17 protein-coding genes and 1 pseudogene are annotated in these 18187 nt (G+C 58.4%); 5 read left to right on the top strand and 13 right to left on the bottom strand.

All coding sequences use genetic code 11. The annotated features are described in order from the left end of the window. Positions 1–30 precede the first annotated feature (30 nt). On the bottom strand, positions 31–912 hold the full coding sequence (locus MYS68_RS01720) for a tyrosine-protein phosphatase (RefSeq protein ID WP_248924163.1): 882 nt from the start codon (positions 910–912) through the stop codon (positions 31–33). Between the two features lie 281 nt (positions 913–1193). Between MYS68_RS01720 and MYS68_RS01715 the strand changes: the two genes are divergently transcribed. Continuing rightward, the gene (locus MYS68_RS01715; protein WP_248924162.1) at positions 1194–1832 is read left to right on the top strand and encodes a GntR family transcriptional regulator; all 639 of its coding nucleotides are present in this window, start codon (positions 1194–1196) and stop codon (positions 1830–1832) included. A gap of 72 nt (positions 1833–1904) precedes the next feature. Here the strand turns inward: MYS68_RS01715 and MYS68_RS01710 are convergent, their stop codons facing one another. After that, positions 1905–2699: an RDD family protein gene (locus MYS68_RS01710; protein ID WP_248924161.1), complete on the bottom strand. Its 795-nt coding sequence runs from the start codon at positions 2697–2699 to the stop codon at positions 1905–1907. 57 nt (positions 2700–2756) lie between these two features. Here MYS68_RS01710 and MYS68_RS01705 point away from each other — a divergent pair, with 57 nt between their 5' ends. Next, the gene (locus MYS68_RS01705) at positions 2757–3746 is read left to right on the top strand and encodes a stage II sporulation protein M (RefSeq protein WP_248924160.1); all 990 of its coding nucleotides are present in this window, start codon (positions 2757–2759) and stop codon (positions 3744–3746) included. Here the strand turns inward: MYS68_RS01705 and MYS68_RS38800 are convergent. The 11 genes from MYS68_RS38800 to MYS68_RS01650 form a co-directional block, all read right to left on the bottom strand. After that, a complete protein-coding gene (locus MYS68_RS38800; RefSeq protein ID WP_248924159.1) occupies positions 3713–5086 on the bottom strand; it encodes a DUF58 domain-containing protein in 1374 nt (457 codons plus the stop codon). The genes MYS68_RS01705 and MYS68_RS38800 overlap by 34 nt on opposite strands. Then, a complete protein-coding gene (locus MYS68_RS01695) occupies positions 5037–5987 on the bottom strand; it encodes an AAA family ATPase (protein WP_248930780.1) in 951 nt (316 codons plus the stop codon). Before MYS68_RS01695 ends, MYS68_RS38800 begins: the two co-directional genes overlap by 50 nt. Positions 5988–6041: 54 nt before the next feature. Next, positions 6042–7229 carry a DUF4350 domain-containing protein gene (locus MYS68_RS01690; protein WP_248924158.1) on the bottom strand — a complete coding sequence of 396 codons (1188 nt, stop codon included), beginning with the start codon at positions 7227–7229 and terminating at the stop codon, positions 6042–6044. Continuing rightward, entirely contained in the window at positions 7207–7854 is a 648-nt protein-coding gene (locus MYS68_RS01685; protein WP_248924157.1) for a DUF4129 domain-containing protein, read from the bottom strand. Before MYS68_RS01685 ends, MYS68_RS01690 begins: the two co-directional genes overlap by 23 nt. A gap of 35 nt (positions 7855–7889) precedes the next feature. Next, positions 7890–9044: a hypothetical protein gene (locus tag MYS68_RS01680; RefSeq protein WP_248924156.1), complete on the bottom strand. Its 1155-nt coding sequence runs from the start codon at positions 9042–9044 to the stop codon at positions 7890–7892. 168 nt (positions 9045–9212) lie between these two features. Continuing rightward, complete coding sequence (locus tag MYS68_RS01675; protein ID WP_248924155.1) at positions 9213–9962, bottom strand: HD domain-containing protein; 750 nt, start codon at positions 9960–9962, stop codon at positions 9213–9215. A gap of 87 nt (positions 9963–10049) precedes the next feature. Then, entirely contained in the window at positions 10050–10808 is a 759-nt protein-coding gene (locus MYS68_RS01670) for an MBL fold metallo-hydrolase (protein WP_248924154.1), read from the bottom strand. Continuing rightward, positions 10805–12610 (bottom strand): ABC transporter ATP-binding protein, encoded by a 1806-nt coding sequence (locus MYS68_RS01665; RefSeq protein WP_248924153.1) that lies wholly within the window; start codon positions 12608–12610, stop codon positions 10805–10807. The genes MYS68_RS01670 and MYS68_RS01665 overlap by 4 nt, the downstream gene beginning before the upstream one ends. A 37-nt stretch (positions 12611–12647) precedes the next feature. Continuing rightward, positions 12648–13427 (bottom strand): energy-coupling factor transporter transmembrane component T family protein, encoded by a 780-nt coding sequence (locus MYS68_RS01660; protein ID WP_248924152.1) that lies wholly within the window; start codon positions 13425–13427, stop codon positions 12648–12650. Between the two features lie 21 nt (positions 13428–13448). Beyond that, positions 13449–14054, bottom strand: coding sequence for a hypothetical protein (locus MYS68_RS01655; RefSeq protein ID WP_248924151.1), 606 nt, complete (start codon positions 14052–14054; stop codon positions 13449–13451). Positions 14055–14100: 46 nt separating this feature from the next. Then, positions 14101–14802, bottom strand: a complete 702-nt coding sequence (locus tag MYS68_RS01650; RefSeq protein WP_248924150.1) for a Crp/Fnr family transcriptional regulator — start codon at positions 14800–14802, stop codon at positions 14101–14103. 303 nt (positions 14803–15105) lie between these two features. Here MYS68_RS01650 and MYS68_RS01645 point away from each other — a divergent pair, with 303 nt between their 5' ends. The 3 genes and pseudogenes from MYS68_RS01645 to MYS68_RS01635 form a co-directional block, all read left to right on the top strand. Continuing rightward, positions 15106–15819, top strand: coding sequence for a GntR family transcriptional regulator (locus MYS68_RS01645; protein ID WP_248924149.1), 714 nt, complete (start codon positions 15106–15108; stop codon positions 15817–15819). A 261-nt stretch (positions 15820–16080) separates the two neighbouring features. After that, complete coding sequence (locus MYS68_RS01640; protein ID WP_248924148.1) at positions 16081–16905, top strand: ABC transporter permease; 825 nt, start codon at positions 16081–16083, stop codon at positions 16903–16905. 43 nt (positions 16906–16948) lie between these two features. Further along, a pseudogene (locus tag MYS68_RS01635) lies at positions 16949–17785 on the top strand (ABC transporter ATP-binding protein); the annotation flags it as partial. Positions 17786–18187: the final 402 nt, after the last annotated feature.

Raw genomic sequence — 18187 nt, 5'->3', positions numbered from 1 at the left:
GAGTAAGGCTTCCCCTTTCTTCGGACCATGTTATTCGGTCAACAGCAATTCCTGCAGCCGTGTTCTTTTGTCCCGCGTGAGCCCAAGCGCGCTTTCCAAATACCGCCGAACGCTTCCGTAGCCGCTGCGCATTTCATCGAATGCCGCCTGCAAGTATTCGGGCCGGGCTTCCAGAATACCCGGCGTATCTTCGGCGGCCGATCCGGCCTCGCTGCCCTTCAGCAGCTTGCGGTAGAGCGCATCTTTGAAACTGGAGGTCAGCAGGTAATCCTCCATAACGGTTGCCTCCGGCACGCCCAAAGCCAGCAGAACGATCGCCGCACCGAAGCCCGTCCGGTCTTTGCCGGCAACGCAGTGCTGCAGCAGGGGAAACCCGTTTTCCTCCAGAAGCAAATGGAGCATGTGGGAAAATTCCTGCGCATGTCGGCTCACGTAGTTTTGGTTCGCACGGATCAATCTTTCGCCGGGCGGCGCCGTTTCGGTCGTCGTCACCGGAAGCCGCACGTGGCGGACGAACCCGATTTCCGCGTACGGCGCGAAGAAGGGATCGTTATCCGCCCGGTAATCGCAAATCAGCTTCAACCCGCAGCTTTGCAAATAAGCGCGGTCCGCTTCGGTGAGGTCCGAAAGCTGTTCGGACCTGTACAACTGCCCCCATTTGACGCTTCTTCCGTCCTCCGTATCATATCCTCCCAAATCGCGCAGATGGACGGCTCCTTCCAGAGGCAATCTCCGCTCCGCCACGATTCCGGCGGCACCATGTTCATGGCGAAGATGATAATAGGCTCTTCTTCCCGGATTCGGGTCCTCCAATATGACGGATATCCCCTCTTCCTCCGTTGCTTCCTCCTCGGTCAACAGGAAACGGTCACCGTTGGCGCTGTCCGGCGACGGGCTCCAATAAATTTTCACCTTTCCGCATCCCAAGCCATTGTTCCAGCTTAAACGAAGCTTTGTGCCGTCGAGGCGCCGGAGTTCGGGTTTTGTACTTGAAGTCATAATTGTAATCGCTCCTTTTGTTGTATACAACGTTGTATACAACCAGCTTACAAGCTTTTTGTCAGCGGAGTGTTAACCGGCTGTAGTCAATTTGTAAATTTGTGTCCCGTCCGCTGCGGCATTTGTTGCCAAGCTGTGGCCCCCGGTGTACAATCGGTTTTGTAGTACAGATGGAAGGAAAAAGGAGTTTCCCGATGACCAGCCGCTCGTTAGAAACGATTGCCTATACTTCGATACGCGAAAAAATTATTAGCTGCGAATATTTCCCGGGAACGATTTTATCGGAAAACGAACTCGCAAACGAGCTGAACATGAGCCGCACGCCGATCCGCTCCGCACTGTCGCATCTGGCCTCGGAAGGGTTCATCGTCTCCGTCCATAAACGCGGCATTCAGATCAGAGACCTTACATATAAAGAAATATTGGACATGTATGAAGCGATGCTGTCCATGCTGCTGTACGTGCTCGATTTTGCAGAGCGTTACGGCTCCGCCTTCGACGCTCCCATGCTGCGGGAGCTTTTGAACCGCCAACTGGAAGCCAGCAAGGTAAACGACTATCGCTCCTATATCGAGCATTCGCTGCTGTTCAGGCGCGCGGTCATTTCCGCGGCCCGCAACGAAACGATGCTGCAAATGACCGATTCGCTGCGGGACAAAATGATCATGAAATCGGTCGCGCATTGGAAACAAACCCCGCAGCAGCAACATTACTCCGCCAACGAGATCAACGAGGCCGCTTATCAGGCGATTGTCTCCGGAAATTTGGCGGAGGCGAAGCGGGTGTTCGTCGATGCATTCCACCATCTGCGCGGCAGAGTTATGCTGGAGTGAGCGAAAACGAAAACGGAGAGATAACGGAACAAACCGTTCCGCCATCTCTCCGTTTTCGCATGCCTCACATTTTCAATACTCCCACTCGTCGCGGACTTCACGGTGTACGCCCAGCACAAATTCCACCGCCGCTTTCCCGAGGTCCGGCGCGCCTTCCCGCCACTCCATGCGGGCGCGAAGATGGCCGGCCAGGCGGCCGGTAAGTTTCAGCGCTTCGCCTTCCGGCAGGTCGGGCAGCTGCTCGACGAATAGACTCAGCATTGCCCAGTCATCGCGGTTGAGCCTGCGTCTTGCGGCCTCGTCCAATCCTATTGCAGCCGGCGTCCAGCGGGACAGCACCCGCTCCAGCTTCCGTTTCTTGACGCTGCCCGAACGATCGTCGTCATACACGACGATCGTACCGGCGACCATGTCCCCGAGCCGTTTATCCTGCGGGTGAAAGAAGACGAACAATAAACCGACGACATACCCGACGGGGAGCAGATCGAGCACCCGAAAAAAGTTGCGCAGCGCCGACGACAAAAACGTGAGCGGCTGACCGTTGTCCTGAATGACGCGAAGCCCGACCGCCCGCTTCCCGACGGTCCGCCCTCCCCAAAAATATTCGCTTAACCAGAAATATGCATATTGTACGATGAACACGACCGCGATAACCGCAGCCGCGATGTATTGCCCCTGGTCCGGCTTCATACTTTCCATCGTCGCCGCTTCGACGGCCGCCCCTATCAGAAGAATATAAAAGAGGAGCAGCACGCCCCAATCGATCAGCTGCGCAGCGGCCCTGCTGCCGACTCCGGCGGTCCGAAAGTGCAGCTCCACCTGCTCGGGCGTAACGATTTTGACTTGCCGATCCAACGTTTCGTTCAATGAACTTCCCTACTTTCGATCAAATATGCTAACATGGTATGGAAAGGAGTGGCATAAATGGAGGTTCGTTCGTTCATACGCCGGCATCGCGCTTTATGGGATGAACTGGAAGAATTGCTCGGGCAATTCGCACGGCGTCCGAGGAGCGTCGGAGCTTCGCAGATCGACCGGTTGACCGAGTTGTACCGGAGCGTTTCGACTCACCTGAGCTACATGCGGTCCGAAAGCCCTTCCGACGAGATTGTGCCTTATTTGAACGCATTGACGACCCGGGCACATCACACGCTCTATCAGGAGCAATTCAAAAGCAGCCATCAGCTTCGGCATTACTTCCGCACCGTGCTGCCCTTGCTGCTGCTGAAGCGCCAATGGTTCGCCGCAGCCGCAGCACTGCTGTTCCTCTTCGGCGCATTATCCGGTTTCTTCGCCGTGCTGGCCGATCCGGCCAATTTGCATGCGGTGCTCCCCGAGGCGATCGCCAAGGGAATCGACGCCGAGCAAATCGGCGAAGGCGCCAAATCGGCTCCGCATGCACTGCTTTCGACCGCGATCATGACCAACAATATCCGCGTCGCGATTCTCGCTTTTGTAGGCGGCATCACGTTCGGCATCTGGACCGTTTACCTGCTCGTCTACAACGGGCTGATCATCGGCGCGCTCTCCGCCTTCTTCTGGCAGGCCGGCAAATCGTATACGTTCTGGGCCTACATCTTGCCGCACGGGGTCATCGAACTGACGGCGATCTTCATCGCCGGAGGAGCCGGATTGTACATGGGCTACGCCATGCTGGTACCCGGCCCGCACCCGAGGCGTTTCTCCCTGCTGCGTAATGCCAAGGAATCGGCGCAGCTGCTGCTCGCAACGGTTCCGATGTTCGTCGTAGCCGGCACGATCGAAGGGTACGTCACCCCTTCGGGACTTTCGCTCGAAATGAAGTACGGCGTCGCTGTTCTCACGCTTGCGTTGCTCGCGCTGTATTACTTCTATTGCCGGTTCCTCCGCGCTCAGAACGTTCAGAACGCTTCGCGGGATTTGATTTCCAAATAAGTGTTAACCGCGGCGAGCGCCAAACGGTCTGCCGGGACATCGAGCACATGGATGCCCATGCCGGCCAATTTTTTCGTATAGCCTCGCCGATCGAGCTCCCATTTCTGCGCCGTGCTGCGGATAAATGCCGTGTGCGTGTCTTTCCCTTCAGCCCTGGACCAGGCTCGCATCACCGGATTCTGCAGGGACATAACCAGCGGCACGTGCATCCGGCGAAGCCGCACCAGATAGGGCAGCAGCCGCTCCTCCAGAAGATGATGATCCATATCCGTAAATAGAACGGCCAAACTCCGCTTCTTCTGCACGTGCATGAGATGGAGAAGCGCCCGTTCGTAGCCGGCTTCTCCGGCGAAGCTCTGCAAATCGTAAACCGCGTCGAGTATCTTTTGCAGATGAGGCAATCCTTTCCCGGGAGGCACGTAGGTGCGAACCTCCCCGGCAAAAGCCAGCGCCCCCACCTGATCGCCTTGCCCCAGCGCCACCGCGGCAAGGGTCAATGCCGCTTCCAAAGTGCGGTCCAGCTTGGTCCGCCCGTCGAGCAGCGTCCCCATAATTCTCCCGCAATCGAGCAGAAGCATGACGATTTTGCCTTTTTCGGGCTGCCTCACGTTCGTCATGAGCCGCTGCTGACGCGCCGTGGCGGTCCAGTTGATCATACGCGGATCGTCGTCCGGCGAATACTCCCGAATATAATGGAATTCGGAACCGGCCGTCTGTTTTCGGTAGATGCGCGTGCCGTCGAGAATCAGACTCTCCCGGACAGAGCCCAGCACACCGCGGACAGCCGACAAATCAGGGATAACCCGGATCTCCTGACGCACCTCGACGCGAGTCATCTTCATCCATAACTTCAAGCCCCCCGAGTAGCGGATATCCAGCCATTCGAGGGGATACTTGCCGCGCTCGCGGGCAATACCCGTACCGGTGATGGTCAGACTGCGGCCCGCTTCGAGATAAGGCACCCGACTCGGCGCCGCTTCGATGGAAAGCGGCCAATCGCCGACGGCTTCAATCCGAATGGCGGTCGTTCCGCGGTTCGTAAACGTTGTTCGGACGTCGAACGGACGGCCTACGTCCACAGGGCCCGGCAGCTCGCGTTCCACTTCCAGCTCCCGTCTGCGGGGAAGCTGCATCAGATCCAATGCCGACAGCAGCAGCAATATCCCGTTATATCCCCAAAACAACAAATACCCGGTCTGAAACGCGAAGCCGACGGGGATGATCGCCGCTCCCGCGGCCGCCAGCGCAATCAGACGGGGCGTCGGCACAATCGCGCAGAGCGCCCAGGCTTCAGCGAGGAACCGGAACGGACGCGAGCGCTTCCTGGACGGCGTGGTCACCGTTCATCCCCTCCAGTTCAGCTTGCGGGGTCAGCAGCAGCCGGTGGCGCAAAGCCGGACGCGCGACGGTTTTGACGTCGTCGGGCGTGACAAAAGCGCGGCCTTCGAGAAAAGCCCATGCCTTGGCCGCGTTTAATACGGCGATACCGGAGCGGGGGCTTGCGCCGAGCTGGACGGAGCCCATTTCCCGCGTTTTGCGCACAAGCTCGGCGATATATCGGATGATCGTCTCCTCGACCGCCACTTCGGCGACACGCGCCCGGCAGCGCCGAATATCTTCAATGGTGCGAATCGGCGCGGACGGGCCGCCGCCGCTTGGCGAATCCGGCGTCCCCGCTGCCGCAGCCGCCGCTCCCTCCGCATGCAAACGCAGGATGTCTTCTTCCGCCTTTTTATCCGGATAACCGAGAATCAGCTTGAACATAAAACGATCCAGCTGCGCTTCCGGCAGCGGATACGTTCCCTCATGCTCGACCGGGTTTTGCGTCGCCACGACGTAGAACGGCTGCGGCAGCGGATGCGTCCGGCCGTGAATCGTCACCTGCCGTTCTTCCATCGCTTCCAGCAGCGCAGCTTGCGTCTTAGGCCCGGCCCGGTTAATCTCGTCGGCAAGCACTACATGGGCAAAAATCGGCCCCTGCACCGTTTCGAAGGCGTTCTCCTTCAGATTGAACACGACGTTGCCGGTAATATCGCTCGGCATCAGGTCGGGCGTAAACTGGATGCGGCGGTAAACACCGTCCGCCAGTCCGGCGAGCGTGCGGACCAGCTTCGTTTTCCCAAGCCCCGGCGCGCCCTCCAGCAAAACATGTCCGCCGGCGAGCCAAGCGGCGACCAGCATTCGAACGGTGTCCGTTTGTCCGACGATGGTTCGCTCCATCGAAGCGACGAGCTCTTCCATCATTCGGTATTCCTCAGTCGATCGATGCATAACGTCTTGTTGTTCCATCTTACATCAACACTCCTTATCCAGACGGCGTATGAGGCTCATCGCCAGTTCCGCGTCTTGCGCAAACTGGCGGGCCGAATATGTATGGGCCGGGGATGCGGCTTCTGCGCGAACTTCGGAGAACCGCAACAGCAGACGCTCCAGCTGGCGGACAGCGCCTTCGTCCCAGCGCCCTCCGGCCGCATGCAGCAGCTCCGCATCCGCAGCGGACAGCGGAACTCCCCACCTTTCAAGCAGCTGCTGCCTCAAGTACGATTCGTGAAAATGCAGCGCCTCCCGCCGGCATTTGCGGCGCTCGTACCAGGAGGCGACGGCAAGAAGCGTTTCGTCCCCGCGGCGCACGACCCATTCGCGCGGCACGTGTGCCGGTCCGAACCGCTTGCCCCGCAGCCACAGCCAGAGGGCGACAGCCAGCGCAATCTGCGCGAACGCCGCCAGCAGCGGGTGCGGGTAGACCGCGAGCATTCCCGGATTTTTACGAATGCCGTGATGATATTCGTCGATCCGGATCGCTCCTTGGATGCTGCGGACAAGCGGCCACACCATGACAAAATGATCCTGCTGCAAAATATGACGATTCGTCAGCCACCCCGGCTCGAGCACCAACGTCACCGTACCTTGCCCGAGACGGATGTCGGCGGCGACGGTCCCCCGCTCGTCGCCAAGCAGCGGGGTTACGTTCGCAGCTTGGCCGATCCGGACGTTTGCGGCAACCTCACCCTCGAACGTTTGTCCGTCTTGTACGGGCTGCCCGCCGCCTATTCCATAGGTTTGCGCTCCGGGCATCAGGCGGATGACGCCCCTCTTCTGTTCGGACGAATCCGCGGATACGACGGGAAGCCATGGGTATCGACCGGGATCGGAATCAAAAAGAACGAGCCGGCCTCCCGCCTCCACCCACGCGCGAAGCGCATCCGTCTCGTCCTTGTCCGGCGATTGCGGCTCGATAACGATCAACGAGTCCCCTTTCATCGAGGTTAACCGCCGCCAGGAATACGGCCACGTCTGCACGTGATGCCCTTTCTGTTCCAGAAGCGTGCGGATCGCCTTCGTACCGTCCGGACGGGCCGAGGTGGAGCGGTACGGTTCTTCTTGAGACGCTTTCGGCGGGTATGCGGCGACCAAAACGGCCAGAAACAAAATGATCGGCAGAGTCAGGCGCAGAGATGCTTTAAACCTGTTCGCGATATCCATCGGCACCTCCACTTTCCGTCAATCTAATCAGCTGCCCGAGCAAAGCGGAGCACTCCGCCGCAGAAGCATTTCTGCCGCCGTACCAGACCCGGTCAAACAAATCGGCCGCTTCGCGGAAGATCGGCAAAACCTCCGGCCGGCTTCTCCGCAATTCTCCGGCGTATTCGCCGTTCGTCTTCCAAGCCTCCGGCCGTATCCAGCGGCGATCCCCGGCATAAAGCAAAAATGTCAGCATCATGCTTCGCACCTGCTCGCGGACGTTCCCGTTCTGTGCATAACGTTTCGACTCCGACAGAAAATGACGGTACGAACGCCGCTTGTCCTGCTCCGCCGCTTGCAGCAGCTCGTTCCACCGGGCGCGGTAAACATACTGCCGGGTCACCCAAACGATCATAAACAGCAGCGCGGCCGCCGCAGCCAGGATGATGATCCACGATACGACATCCAGCGCCGCAGGTGAAATCGCCGCATCCGGGAACCATTCCCGGATGCGGGCCCACAGCTCTTTCAGCCATTTGGCAATCAAATTGTCGCTTCGCTGCACCTCTTCCGGCGGAACGCGGAATTCACTCCGCTCCAGTATTTCGGCGAGTTCCTCCCGATCTTGCTCAATATCCGTCGGCATGTCCAACTCCTCTCTGCCGGAGATGATTGCGGCGTCTATTCTCGATCATGTCCGTCCGGCCGGCCGGGACGTCCCGGCTCGTTCTCGGACGCGGGTGTCGTCTTTTCCAACGGTTCGGGAGAGGCAGCCTCCGTTCCCGAACGCTCGCTTGCAGCCGACTCCAATGAGGGAGCTTCGCTCGCGGGTTCTCCGTATGCATGCGAATTTGCCTCCGGCGATTCGGGGGCTGCGGCTGCCGCAGTGCCGAGAGCGGCCTCGGAACCTTCCGCCAAATCCAGCATCCGTTCCAATCCCGCACCTTTGCGGAGCTGCAGTTCCCCCCAGGCGACCGCATAAGCGACAAGATACAGAGGACCTAACGCAACATTCACCAGCGTTGCGACGACGAGCTGTACCGTATACCATGGGATGAGAAGCGGCAGCAGCGATACGACGGCCAAAATCACATACAGCACCAAATACACACCGAACAGCCGCCAAAAGCACCCTTTGGTCAACTGCCAGCTGCGCGCAAACCCGAGCCCCTGAGCCCGGGAATCGACAAAAGCGATAAAAAATCCCCAACGTATCGCGAAGAATCCTATAAATACGCCGAGCCCTAAAAGAAGCGCCAAATAAACGATAATGGCCACTACAGCCAAAGCTCCGAAGTGGCGAAAGTTGTCGAAGCCTCCCCCGAGCAGCCCGATGCTCGCGCCGAAAACAATAACGAGAATTGCGATCACAATGCCAATGACGAAGAGTGCACCCAATGCGATTCCGAAAATCATCAGTCCGTACAGCACCGTGCTTCCGGCAAGCGGGCCGATTCGCCCGAATGCCTGCCGGACAATACTGCCGATTCTGTATTCCTCCCGGCGCTCGACGGAACCGAGCAAACGCAGGACTGCAGCGGCCGAGACGGGAATGAGGACCAACGCGAAAACGAGCAAAATCACGAAATAGATGAGAAAAGAGAAAGGCCCCGTTTGCAATTCGGGATCCGTGAACGGCTTCGCTTTCGATTCGTTTATAAGATCCCAGATAGGGATCGCTGTTTGATGCGGAACAAGGATGGCCTGAAGCACATAGTACGGCCCATACAACAGCAGCGAGATTTGCAGCAATGGAACAAACAACTTCCGGTACATGCGAAAAATCCGGTCAAGCATCCTGGCGAAGCCGATCGGTTTGAATGATATGTCGCTCAAGGCGAGTCCTCCTTTTTGGGGGTTGCTAATTATTTCTAAATTATACACGAATCAGGGCTGGTAGGAACAGACAAAAATAGACAATTTTTGAGTCCCTATTTCTCCTAAAAACTTAAAAGCCCCGCCGAAGAGGTACTTTTCTCAAAGTACCCGTTCCGCGGGCCACATTCACATGTCGTTCATCTTCCTCATATCGTTTTCCCTGTCCAGCTCCTCTTCCCACTGCCGCAAAAATAGCAGCATGAAGCGGTGCCTCTCCAGCGCCATCCTTCGCGCCGGCTCGGTATGCATACAGCCGCAAAGCCTGAGCAGTTTCTCGTGAAAATGCCGGTACGTCGAGCCTTTCGGGCGTTCACCCGGGTCGAACAAGGCACTCGTCGCTCCCAACTCCTCGAACATCGGCAGCCCGTGGGCACCACTGAACATAAACGCCCGCGCGATACCCATCGCACCGATCGCTTCCAACCGATCCGTGTCCTGTAATATTTTTGCTTCCAGAGAATAGTCCGGCGAATTACCGGCGGGGACAGCGCCTGCGTCTTCGCCGCAAAAATCGTACCGCTCATGCAGTGAAATCGCCTCCAGCAGCCGCTCCAGGCGGATTTCACCGATAACACTGCCCAGCTCCGCCCCGAACTCATGCCGCATCTGCTGCATCGCTTCCGGCCCATAGTGCAGACGCCCGGTTTGTTTCTCCTCGATGCGGTAGTAATCGTGCAGCAGCCCGGCGGCAAGCAGCAGTTCCTCGTCCGCTCCGAGCCGGCGCGCCAAGTCCGCTCCAAACTCCATTACTCTCACCGCATGGTGAAAATCGTGCCCGGTCGCATCGTGCCGCATCTTTTCGTACACTCTCGCGACCAGAGGCACGATCCATTCCGGCAAATCTATACGAACAAACGGGTAACGCACCTGTGCCATAATCGTGCACCTCCTATTATTTTCGTATACGACAAATCGACGCCGACATGCTGTCGTACAATTCCCACGCCACCCGAACACGAATCGTTACCATTCCAGCCACTCGTGCTGGCGCAGCAGCTTCATTTCCTCGAGGTCCGACTGCAGCAGCCCTTCCGGCCGCCGTCCGTAGTGCATTAAAAGCATGCACCGCCTGATTTCCGCAGGGTACGCGCAAAGCTGATCGAACCCGGCGTGAACCGGCGACGTGCCGAAGTCGGCGTCGTGATAGAAGGTGCGGACCCCGTCCCTCGCCAGCCGCTGCACCAAAACGGTGTCCGCCACCATGTCGGCGCTGTAAAAAAATCTGCGGTCCAGCACAAGCGAAGAGCTGAATTTTCCGGGAACGTGCCGGGTGCGCAGCCAATAAGCAGGAAGCCCTGCCCTCACTTCGCCTCCCGGACCAAAGACGAACGGCTCCCCCTCGCTCACCCACTCCACGTCAAAATAGTCCGCAAGCCCAAGTTTTCCCTCCGCTTCGTTATGCAGAGTCCCTTTCAAGTAATGGTCCCAAATCGTATCGCGGAGCGGCTCGGGGAGCCAAAGCTTCATCTTCCTCCCTGCCGCATAGGCGCCATACAGAGCCGCCTCCTCCAAGCCGCCGCAATGGTCGTAATGCAGATGGCTAATGTAAATACCGGATATATCGTCAAAGCCAAACCCCAGCTCGTGCAAGCTGAGCCACGCCGTCGCCCCGCAATCGAGCAAATAAAGACGGTTTCCCGCTTCAAGCAGCGCATTGTTATGGTACGTCGACTTGCAAAATCCGTTCCCTACCCCCAGCATCGCAATCCGAAAAAATGTCATACCCCGGCTCCTCCCGCCACCACCGGCTCCGGAGACGGTTCCAGCATCATCCTGCGGTACCTGAGGACGAATTCCTCCGACGTGAGCGCCGGCTCGACCCATCCGAGCAAACGCGACAGCTCCACGACGGGCGGAACGGTGATGCGGCGGCGCAGAAGCTCGTCGCGGCAGGCAAATACGTCCCTCGTCATTCCGTCCAGCTCGATCCTCCCGCTGGCCATCACGATCGTTCGCGGGACGTAGTCGGCGACAACCCGCATGTCGTGAGTGAGCAAAATGACGGTATGCCCGGAGTCCCAGAGCGAACGGATATGCTCCATCATTTGCCGGCACCGGTAAGGATCGAGCCCCGTCGTCGGCTCGTCGAGGATCAAAATGTTCGGGCGCAGCGCCAACATCGAAGCGATCGCTACCCTCCTGCGCTCGCCCCGGCTGAGAAAATGCGGATGTTCCCGCAGATGCCGTTCGATATCGAGCAGCTGTGTCGCTTCCAGCACGCGCCGCTCGATTTCTCGGCGGGGCAGCTTTTGGATGCGCAGCCCGTAGGCCACTTCGTCATAGACCGTCCGCTGAAAAATTTGATAATCCGGGTTTTGAAACACGTACCCGACCTGCTTCACCAGCTCGCCGGCCCGATACGACGATACCATCTTGCCAAGAATGCGCACGCTCCCGCCGAGCGGCTTCAGAAGGCCGACCATCAGCTTGCACAAGGTTGATTTGCCCGCTCCGTTTTGCCCGATAACGGCAACAAATTCGCCTTGGCGAATGCGCAGCTGCAGCGGATGGATGGCCGGATCATTGTCCGTTTTACCGTAGGCAAAGTGCACATCCTCCAATTCGACAGCTGGCACTCCCGCAGGATCTGTCACCCGCCCGTTCGTCAAAATACCCGTCGCCCGCCTCGCATCCGCGTATACCGGCGCAAGATCAGGCTCGCGGATTGCACCCGGTTCATGCTGCGGCCGGACTCGCATCAGCAAGTCCGCCAGCTCCCGCGCGGTCAGCGGCACGCGGTCTCCCAGCCGGTGAACGCCCAGCATCACGGCGATTTCCACCGTCTGCGGCAAAGCAACGCGGCCCTCGCCGTCCTGCACACCGCCGCCGGCGAACACCTCCGCAGGCGTGCCGTCGGCGGCGATCCGTCCTTCCTCGACCTCGACAACCCGGTCGACATGGGGCAAGGTGACGTCCAGATTATGATCGACCAACACGATCGTATAACCCCAAACCCGGTTCAGCTCGCGGATCGTCTCGATGACCATCTCTTTGCCGAGCGGATCCAGTTCGGCCGTCGGCTCGTCGAGCACGATGATTTTCGGCCTCATCATGAGGCAAGCGGCGATCGCAACCCGCTGCTTTTGCCCGCCGGACAGCTCCAGCGGCGACCTCGGCAGCAGGTGCCGGATTTCGACCTGCTCCGTGACCTCCTTAAGCCGCCGGTCGATCTCCTCCGCTTCGACGCCCATATTTTCCAGCGGAAATACGAGCTCCTCCAGAACCGTACCGCGCACAAGCTGCCATTCCGGATCCTGCAGCACCGTGCCGACGATGCCGGCAAGATCGTGGGGCATCGTCTCCTGCACGCAAATGCCGTCTGCTTTGATGCTTCCCTCATAACGGGAGCCTTCGATTTCATTCGGAATCAGTCCATTGATGGAAAAGAGCAGGGTTGATTTTCCACCGCCGCTCGGCCCGATCACCGCGACGAACTCTCCAGCCCGGATATGCAGATTCACCCGATGCAGATGAGGTTTTGTTTTGCCGGCATAAGCGCATGAATATTGTTTGATCTCGATCAAGCTTCATCATCTCCTCCCTTACACTTCAGCCTCTGCGTTACAGGCGAAAATTCCAGCCCAGCGCCATCACGCTGCCGAAAATGAGCAGCGCTGCGGCAATGGCATACCCATCGATTGCCGTCAGAGCCGGATGATAGTAGGCGGTGCGGGCATTTTTACGGCCGACCCCTTTGAGGGACAAGGCGAAGCCGGTCGTACGGAACCTTTTCAAAAAAACGAAAATCACCGGAATCAGCAGGCTGGCAAACCTGCGTACCCTCGTCAGCGGATGCCCTTCCCGGAAATCGACTCCGCGGCAGTACTGCGCGTCCATAACCGTTTTCGTATCGGAGATCATCAGGCTCCAATAGCGCAAAGTGAGCGAGACCGCGAGCGTCATAAATTCCGGGAGTCCAAACCGCTTCAACCCGAACACCAGATCCTGCGGGGAAGTCGTGAACAGCAGCAGAAAGAAAAGCACGGACCAATTGAGCATCCGCAGTATAAAAATAAGCGCATAGGCCATATTCCCCGAAGAAACGCGGATTTCCCACCAGCCGAAGGCTGCGTGAAAATAAACGGTCCCTCCCATATCATCCAGCAAATACGCGGCACCCATCACGACGGCGAGCATCGTGGCCGGGATGAGCAGAAGCCAATGAATGCGGGTCGGGCGGATGTAAACGAACAGCGCCATACAGACAAGCAGCATCGCCAGCAAGCTTTCCGCCCGGTTCATCCAAAAAGGAATGAAGGAGAAGAGAAGGCCGAAGATCAATATTTTCGTAAATCCGTGCATGTAATGAAAAATCGAATTGGAAGGATAATACAGGTTCATTCGCTTCTCCCCTCTTTTTTCCTAACCGAGAAATCGCTTGAAAAACAGGCCCGACTTGCTTATATAGTCAGACAGCCAAGCGAACAGCAAAGGGCTGAACACAGCAGCCATCAGCGTATTGCTGAACTGCATCCACGGCCAAATCGTCCCCCATACCGCCTTGGCGGGTACGTGCTGGATCCACAGCAAATTGAGCGCGACCAAGGTACTGGAGACGACCTGGCCTGTGATGACCAGGGCAACGAAAAAAGCGACGCTGCCCGCACCTTCGAATTTCGTTTTGCGATAAGCCGCCCCGGGCAAGAATCCCATCATAAACTGCGCGAGCAGCGCGAGTGGGAACAAAGCGGGATTGAGCCCTACGGCCAGCATCGATAAAATGTTGCCGACGATAAGACCGGCCGAGCCCCATACACCGAACCATACGCCAAACAACGGGGCGACGATCGCGGCCGGATAAAACATTTGAATGGTTCCCATTTTGAACGGCAGAAACCGGGTGACATAAATGATCGCGCCGAAAATCAAGGCGCTGACGACGATCGCCACGATGTGTCTTGACGAGACCCCTTTGTGGTGCAGGCCGGTTTTCATCGAGTCGGTTGCGGGTACGGACGTTTCCGTCATAACTTCGAACACTCCTTTTGGAAATGATGAGAATATGTACGTTACTTTACTGTTCGCCTTTCTGCAGCTCGCGCTCCATCATATAACGGCTCCATTCGTTGAGAATGATCCGGTTTTTGCTGACAAAAATGATGCGTCGCTCCTTAAGCTCCTTCAAAATCCGGTTCACGCTGCGCACCGTAACGCCGAGCCGGCGGGCGATATCCTCGCGGGAAATCGCTGCGGTGTAGGCCATTTGCGCGTTGAAATCGCAATGCTCGATCAGCCCGTACAAATGGCGCAGCAGCATTTGCCGGGAAGACATGTAAGTATTTTCGATCGTTTTTTGCGAGGTGGCATGCAGCTTGGACGCCAAAATCCTGTTCAGTTCCGTTAAAAAGACGGCATCGCTCCGGGCCCATTTGCGGTATACGTCGGCCCGCAGAGCTAGAAGCTCACATTTGACGACAGCCGACACTCTCGAGACGTAGGGAACCTCCAGCGTCAGCTCCAGATCTCCGAGCAGTTGGCCCGGGTGCAGATGGGCGAGCGTATAAATATGACCGCCGGTCACCGCATGCTCGACCTTCAACTCCCCCTCCGTCAAAATGTGGAAGCAAGCGGGCTCCTCCCCCTGCTCGCACACGATGTCCTTCGGCTGATAGCGGCAAATCTCCCAGCAGCCGAGCAAATCGCCCGGCATGCCGCGCAAAAGCGCATAAAGCCAGCCGTGCTGTTCCATAAGCAGCTTGATCGCTGTTATGTCCATCCGTTCTTCACCTATCTTTCCTTTTCCTGCAGCGTCACCTCCATTGTAACAAGCCGTCGGGCCCAAGCTTCGCAGCACCGGCACGGTTTACAATCTTTTTAGAATCCGTCCCCGGCTGTCCTCTCCCCTGCGCAACTCCATTAAACGACAGCCGGGAAGTCCCTCGAAAGGACATGTGTCCTTTTTAACAAACCTTTAAAAGTGCGGCAGCAAGCCAAGCACTCGAATACTTTCCCTTGACAACGATTCCATCGATCGCTCAAAATGGACTCATTCCAGATGTCTAGAGGAGTCGATCCTGTCATGCCGGCAAAACACCTGACGATCAAGCAGAAGCTGGAGGTGATGATAGAAGAGGGGACGTACCGGATCGGGGACCGTCTCCCGTCCGAACTCGCGATGGCCCGTGAGCTCGGCGTCAGCCGCGAGACGTTCCGTTCCGCCGTGCGGCTGCTGGAGGAGGAGGGCAAGCTGCTCGTCAAGCACGGCGTCGGCACGTTCGTCATTCAGCCGCTGCCGACGATCCCGAGTTCGCTTGAAAAGCTTTCGAGCGTCGGCACCATGATCCGTTCGGCCGAGCTCGAGGAAGGCGAAAGCCGCGTCTCGCTGAAGCCCGGCGGCTGTCCGCCCGAAGCGGCGCAGGCGCTCGGCATCGCCCCCGGCGATCCGGTCATCGTGCTGGAGCGCATTCGCACGGCGAACGGCGAGCCGGTCGTCTATTCGATCAACACGATTCCGCGGCAGCTTGCCGGCGACGCTTTCGACCGCTACGATTTTCAAGGCTCGCTGCTCGGCTTCTTCGAAAGCCGGCTCGGCCGGAAAATCGCAACGGCGGACACGGAGATCGCCGTGCCGCTGCATATCGACCGCAACTGCCAGCGCCTGCTGCTGCACCCGCAAACGACCGTGCTGCTGCTGAAGCAGCTGCATTACGACGAAGCGAACCGGCCCGTGCTGTACTCGCTCGATTATATGCGCAACGACGTATTCACCTTCCGCATCCGGCGAACGGTTTGAGATTTTCGGGGGCTTACGCTTTGCCTATGTCCGCCGCACTTATACGCGTCTGCCATCTTCCGGCGTACCTCATATCGCCTTTTCGGGTCCGTTCCACATATCGGTGGTTCGGACCTTTTTGTTGTCCGCATTCGTCTTTACAAAATCTATAAATCCCGTTGACGGGCATTTAATAATCATCGGCTAATCTTGTCCATAAGAGGTCTATACCTCTTATTGAAAATTACCTTACATCGGATGATTCCCAAGGGGGGCTGCAAGGTGAGCCGGAGTGTCCAGCTTTCCAGCCGCAAAACATGGATCGAATGGATCGTACTGGCCGTATTCGCTTTCTTTTTCCTCGGTCCGCTGCTTAATTTGCTGATTCTCGCTTTCTCCGGAAAATGGCAGTATCCCGCCGTACTCCCGCAGGAATGGTCGTTTACGTGGTGGAAATACGTGCTGACGCAAAACGAAGTGATTCAGTCCATCTCGCTGTCGTTCGGGATCGCCGCCGTCGTTACCTTGATCTCAATCGTTACCTGCCTGCCCGCCGCGTACGCGTTTGCGCGCATCCGGTTCCGGCTGAGCAAGCTGCTGTTGTTTTCATTTCTGCTGACGCATGCTTTTCCGAAAATGGGGCTGTACGTCTCGATCGCCGTACTGTTCTATAAGCTCCACCTGATGAACACGTTCACCGGCGTCGTGCTGATCCATATGGTGAATACGCTCATGTACATGACCTGGATCCCCGCCGCCGCCTTCAAAAACGTCCAGCAAGCGCAGGAAGAATCGGCCCGCGATGCGGGAGCAGGCCCCTTCCGGGTGTTCTGGCACATCACGCTGCCGATGGCGCTGCCGGGTATCGTCGTCGCTTCGATTTTCACCTTCCTCGCCTCGCTCGACGAAGCGCAGGGAACGTTTATGGTCGGCATTCCCGACTTCAGGACGATGCCGCTCATCATGTATACGATTGTGCAAAATTACCCGACCACTGCGGGAGGCGTGTTTTCGATTTTGCTGACGCTGCCGACCGTCGTGCTGCTGCTCGCCGCGCGCCGCTTCATTAACGCGGACGTGCTGTCCAGCGGGTTCCAATTGAAATAGGAGGCCGACAGCGATGACATCGCAACCTCAGCAAATGCATGAAATGAAGCCACCCCAGCTTTCCGTGCAAAACTTCAGCAAGGTGTTCAAAACCGGCGACGGCGTCAAGGAGCTGTCCATCGACGTGCAGAAAGGCGAGCTCGTCACCCTGCTCGGCCCTTCGGGCTGCGGGAAAACGACGCTGCTTCGCGCCATCGGCGGCTTCCTCGAGCCGGATACCGGCGATATTCAAATCGAAGGCAGGAGCGTCCTTCACCTCCCTCCGGAAAAAAGACCGACGGCGATGGTGTTCCAAAGCTACAATTTGTGGCCGCATATGACCGTGTTCGACAACCTCGCCTTCGGGCTTAAAATCCGCGGCCGCAAAAAAGACGAGATCCGCGAGGCGGTCGGCAAGGCGCTCCAGCTCGTCCGGCTGCCCGGCTACGAGAAGAAGATGCCCGGCCAGCTGTCGGGCGGCCAGCAGCAGCGCGTGGCCGTCGCCCGCGCCCTGCTGCTCGAGCCGGCGGTGCTGCTGCTCGACGAGCCGTTCTCCGCGCTCGACGCGAAGCTGCGCCTGGAAATGCGCGAGGAGCTGCGCGACATACAGGCGAGCACCGGGCTGACGATGGTGTTCGTGACCCACGATCAGGAGGAGGCGCTGTCGATTTCCGACCGGATCGTCGTCATGAACGCCGGACGCGTCGAACAGATCGGCTCGCCGCAAAGCATCTACGATCATCCCGAAACGCTGTTCGTCGCCGGCTTCATCGGGCGGATGAATTTTGTTCAGGGCCACGCGGAGGGTGGCGCCGTCCATATTCAAGGCAAGCGGTTCCCGGTGGACCGCCCGCTCGAGGGTCCGGTAACGGCCGCCATCCGGCCCGAGGACGTGGCGATCATCGAACTGCCGAAGGAAGGCATCCTTACGAGCCTGCTCCCGGGCAGAGCCGCGGGCGGCGCAGCGGCAAGCGACGGGGCCGCCGGGCCGGCAGACGAAACGATGCGCGGCCATGCCGGCGATGCGCCCGTCGCGACGACGGAACGCCCGGCTGACACGGCGCAAAGTTCGACCGGCGACGCAGGCGAAACGCCAGGCGGGCTAACCATAGGCGGCGTGAACGCGCTGCCCGCCAGCGTGCGGCAGGTGATGGTGCTCGGCCATTACGCGGAAGTGACCGTGGATACCGCCGCCGGCCCGGTCAAGCTGTTCGTGCCGCGGGAACAGGCCGCCGCGCTTCGCCACGGGCAAACGATCCATATCGGTTTCACGCGGGTAACCGCTTTTGCACGACAAACGAAT

Origin of the sequence: Paenibacillus hamazuiensis, from assembly GCF_023276405.1 — a bacterium.
Classification (GTDB): Bacteria; Bacillota; Bacilli; order Paenibacillales; family NBRC-103111; genus Paenibacillus_AF; species Paenibacillus_AF hamazuiensis.
This window is presented reverse-complemented; position numbering and strand designations above follow the sequence as displayed.

What these genes read in the sequence shown, in the direction of transcription:
- MYS68_RS01715 (WP_248924162.1), top strand. Translation starts at nt 1,194, where the DNA reads ATGACCAGCCGCTCGTTAGAAACGATTGCCTATACTTCGATACGCGAA.
- MYS68_RS01705 (WP_248924160.1), top strand. Translation starts at nt 2,757, where the DNA reads ATGGAGGTTCGTTCGTTCATACGCCGGCATCGCGCTTTATGGGATGAA.
- MYS68_RS01695 (WP_248930780.1), bottom strand. Translation starts at nt 5,987, where the DNA reads ATGGAAGAGCTCGTCGCTTCGATGGAGCGAACCATCGTCGGACAAACG.
- MYS68_RS01690 (WP_248924158.1), bottom strand. Translation starts at nt 7,229, where the DNA reads ATGGATATCGCGAACAGGTTTAAAGCATCTCTGCGCCTGACTCTGCCG.
- MYS68_RS01685 (WP_248924157.1), bottom strand. Translation starts at nt 7,854, where the DNA reads ATGCCGACGGATATTGAGCAAGATCGGGAGGAACTCGCCGAAATACTG.
- MYS68_RS01675 (WP_248924155.1), bottom strand. Translation starts at nt 9,962, where the DNA reads ATGGCACAGGTGCGTTACCCGTTTGTTCGTATAGATTTGCCGGAATGG.
- MYS68_RS01670 (WP_248924154.1), bottom strand. Translation starts at nt 10,808, where the DNA reads ATGACATTTTTTCGGATTGCGATGCTGGGGGTAGGGAACGGATTTTGC.
- MYS68_RS01660 (WP_248924152.1), bottom strand. Translation starts at nt 13,427, where the DNA reads ATGAACCTGTATTATCCTTCCAATTCGATTTTTCATTACATGCACGGA.
- MYS68_RS01655 (WP_248924151.1), bottom strand. Translation starts at nt 14,054, where the DNA reads ATGACGGAAACGTCCGTACCCGCAACCGACTCGATGAAAACCGGCCTG.
- MYS68_RS01650 (WP_248924150.1), bottom strand. Translation starts at nt 14,802, where the DNA reads ATGGACATAACAGCGATCAAGCTGCTTATGGAACAGCACGGCTGGCTT.
- MYS68_RS01645 (WP_248924149.1), top strand. Translation starts at nt 15,106, where the DNA reads ATGCCGGCAAAACACCTGACGATCAAGCAGAAGCTGGAGGTGATGATA.